Source organism: Microcystis sp. LE19-10.1B, assembly GCF_027530565.1.
Classification (GTDB): domain Bacteria; phylum Cyanobacteriota; class Cyanobacteriia; order Cyanobacteriales; family Microcystaceae; genus Microcystis; species Microcystis aeruginosa.
In genome coordinates this window covers 1-3,861 of record NZ_JAPZQM010000327.1, presented here as the reverse complement: position 1 = coordinate 3,861, position 3,861 = coordinate 1, and the positions used below count along the sequence as shown (strand labels likewise).

Genomic DNA, 3,861 nt, shown 5'->3' with positions numbered 1-3,861 from the left:
GCTCAGCATCCCTATAAAACTCAAATCTTGGACTTCCATTCCTGCAAAACCCAATGGGCAACTCGTTCACTCTATTTTGAGGGACAGAAGCGAAATCAATTCTGTATCCTACACTACCGTTTGAATTTGGAATTGCTGCTACATTCCATAGTTTGATTGTGTTGTCTCTAACAGATATCAAGATACCACTACCGGTCGCTAATTTCTTACCGTCCCTGCTAAAACTCACGCTATTGACACTCCATTTATGCCCAGAGAGAGTGCGGATTTTTTGACCTGTCTCTACATTCCACAGTTTGATTGTCTTGTCTTCACTACCGGTCGCTAAAGTCTTACCGTCAGGACTAAAACTCACGCTTAAGACAATTCTATTATGCCCAGAGAGAGTGCGGATTTCTTTTCCCTCGACATTCCACAGTTTGATTGTATTGTCATAACTACTAGAAGCTAAGGTCTTACCGTCGCTACTAAAACTCACGCTTGAGACAATTCCATTATGCCCTCTGAGAGTGCCGATTTCTTGGCCTGTTTCTACATTCCAGAGTTTGATAGTGTTGTCACCACTACCGCTCACCAAAGTCTTGCCGTCGGGACTAAAATTAACGCTTGTGACATCTCTATCATGCCCCTTGAGGGTGCGGATTTCTTTGCCTGTTTCTACATTCCAGAGTTTGATTGTCTTGTCTTCACTACTAGAAGCTAAGGTCTTACCGTCAGGGCTAAAACTCACACTCCAGACAATATCATTAGGCCCAGAGAGAGTGCGGATTTCTTGACCTGTTGACCCATTCCAGAGTTTGATAGTGTTGTCACCACTACCGCTCACCAAAGTCTTGCCGTCGGGACTAAAATTAACGCTTATGACAGTGCTATCATGCCCCTTGAGGGTGCGGATTTCTTGGCCTGTTTCTACATTCCAGAGTTTGATAGTCTTGTCCTCACTACCGCTCACTAAAGTCTTGCCGTCGGGACTAAAATTAACGCTATAGACAGCGCTATCATGCCCCTTGAGGGTGCGGATTTCTTGGCCTGTTTCTACATTCCAGAGTTTGATAGTGTTGTCACCACTACCGCTCACCAAAGTCTTGCCGTCGGGACTAAAACTAACGCTATTGACAAACCAATCATGCCCCTTGAGGGTGCGGATTTCTTGGCCTGTTTCTACATTCCAGAGTTTGATAGTCTTGTCCTCACTACCGGTCGCTAAAGTCTTACCGTCGCTGCTAAAACTCACACTCCAGACACCATCATTATGCCCTACTAAGCGATTAGATTCCCTTCCTTCAACCAGAATCTTCTGCAAAGCATCAATTACCTTCATGTTGCTTGCGTTGTGTTTCTGCAAAATTTTTCCTGCCTTAATCGCTTCAACAATAGCATCTAATTCTTTTCCCTCTTCATTAAAGAGATGCAAAGAATAACCACTGAGAGAATTTGCTAAACTAAGTTCTGTATCAACTTCGCGCCGTTTTCTTTCTGCTTCGATTTTTTCTCGTTGCTTTTGATAGTGATAACTAGCTTTAATAAATTTTACGGCTACATCATCTAAATTAGAAAGTGATTTTTCTTTGATAAGATTGACAATCCTTTTCAGTTTAGAACCTCCCCAAAGCTCACTACTCGCTTTTACTGCATCTTGCTTCTGTAAATCATCCCACTGTTTAGCATCAGCATATAAACGACTTCTGAGAACAATTATCTCCTCCTTTTCCCTAATTAAATCCTGTAACACTTTCCAAGAACGAATTAACGCCTCATGCGCTATCTCAACCGTTGCTTTCCCGTCTTCTCCCTTACTCACCAAAAGACGATTATCTATCAATTGATAGAGAACCTCCCTTTGCATTTCCTCCTGTTCAAAACTCGATTTATCCGCCCTTCTGCTAACCGCTTTTTCCCCTTCTAAACTAATTAACTCTAGAAAAATTTCCTCTGCTGCTTTCCGTTGCTGTTCATTAAATTGACCATAAATTTTATCCGCTTGTTTTTCTAGCGCACCCGTTACCCCACCAATCTCTTGATAAATCTTAATATTTAAAATCCGCTCTTGAATATGATTTTTTTGCCACAATAAATCTAACGTATATTGTAACAGAGGTAAAGAGCCAGCCTGTTCATAAAAATCGGCAATAATTTGATTAATTAATCCCTTTTCAAAGATTACCCCATTTCTCGCCGCCGGTTCAGCAATAGCTAATCTTAACTCACTTTCGTCCATATCCGTTAACATCTTGCTATACTGATCATGGATTTTTCCTAAACTGGGATAAGGACTTAATTTATCTAAAAAATCCGCCCTCATCGTCATCACAATTTTAACTAAACTATCATTATTTTCAATTAATTTAATCAAACTTTTAATAAAAATATCTCTTTCCGTCTTCGGTGTACGAGTAAATAACTCCTCAAATTGGTCAATAAAAATAAACCATAAATCAGAATTATTTTTTAATCCTTCAACCACATTAATTAAAGTCTCTTCTTTAACAGCTTGTGCTAATTTCGCTTGGGATTGTTTATATCTATTTGCCAAAAGACAACCATAAAAAGACTCAAAGGGATTAACATCAGGAACAAAAGTTAAATTAACCAATTTATTTGCGCCCAAATTATCCTTTAACTTAGGAATTAAACCCGCTTGCACGAGAGAAGATTTACCGCTTCCTGACGCACCTAAAAGCAATAAAACATTCTTTTGCTTTAAATAATCAGTTAACTCAATAATCCAATTATCTCGCCCAAAAAACCTATCCTTATCATCTACTTCAAACTTCCTTAAACCCAAATAAGGTGAACCCGTAATTAAAGGTTGAGACTGAATCTCAACTCCTGACTTTTGGGTGATAATATATTGATTGATTACACACCCACTAATATCACCTGCAATTCCCTTAAATTCACCATCACCAATAAGACCTTTAACATCACCCCCTATTTCTAAATAATAACTTTTATCAGTCATTTTTGCTACCCCAAAATTATTCTTTTAAAGTTAACTTTAAATTGCAGTTTTAGAATTAGCACTCTTTAAGGACTTCCTACTAAACCAAACAATTTAGCCAAACCGCCTAAAATCGTTACAATTAAAGCAACTAAAATCCCTCGACTGACAAACTCTTGATTCTCTAAGCGCTTTTCCACGCCATCATTTTTTCCCTCTAAACGCTTCTCAATACCATCAATTTTTCCCTCTAGACGCTTCTCGACACCATCAATTTTTTCCTCCAGACGCTTCTCGACACCATCAATTTTTCCCTCCAGACGCTTAATTTCACCTTTAACTTCACTAAGTTCAATCTTAATATCAGTAACATCTTTTTGAAGATTGTCTAACTTTTGATTGATTTGAATTAGAAAATCTTTAAGTTCTACCTCAACAGTAATTGACATAAATTTCCCTCCTAAATAATTCTCAACTAATTAATGTTCTGACTAATAGTTCCACCACTAATTTCTCCTGCAATTCCCTTAAAAGTACCATCTCCCACCATTCCCTTAATATCACCACCAACATTAATATTATACTTACCTGCGGCAAATTCTTCAGGTTTTAATTGCTTGAGTAATGCTTCTGCTGTCTTAATAACCTCTGCATCTCTATCAATTTTTGCTTCAAGTAACTCTTCTTTGAGCAGTGTTTTTACCCCCTCTGAATCTGGTTTTTTCTCATGTTTATCGACGATATCACTATCATCTGTTTTCCCTTTTTCTGCAAATTTCTTCGGCTCTTCGGTTTGTGTTATGCAATGGACGGGGGTTATAAGGGATGGAACCCTTATAGAGAAAGGCACTTAGCGATTTTTGTCAATTGTTTTTGCTCTAGAGCCAACTAATCAATTAAGTCTCTTACCAGATAAGGAT

General features: G+C 38.4%; 3 protein-coding genes. All 3 read right to left on the bottom strand.

Going from position 1 to position 3,861, the window contains the following annotated elements; translation table 11 throughout:
- Positions 1-2,962: nSTAND1 domain-containing NTPase (locus O9332_RS11610; RefSeq protein ID WP_288025618.1), on the bottom strand; the 2,962-nt coding region annotated here is incomplete at its 3' end.
- Between the two features lie 65 nt (positions 2,963-3,027).
- Positions 3,028-3,390 carry a coiled-coil domain-containing protein gene (locus tag O9332_RS11605; RefSeq protein WP_288025616.1) on the bottom strand — a complete coding sequence of 121 codons (363 nt, stop codon included), beginning with the start codon at positions 3,388-3,390 and terminating at the stop codon, positions 3,028-3,030.
- A 26-nt stretch (positions 3,391-3,416) separates the two neighbouring features.
- Positions 3,417-3,779: a Het-E N-terminal domain-containing protein gene (locus O9332_RS11600; protein ID WP_502846648.1), complete on the bottom strand. Its 363-nt coding sequence runs from the start codon at positions 3,777-3,779 to the stop codon at positions 3,417-3,419.
- Between the last annotated feature and the right edge of the window lie 82 nt (positions 3,780-3,861).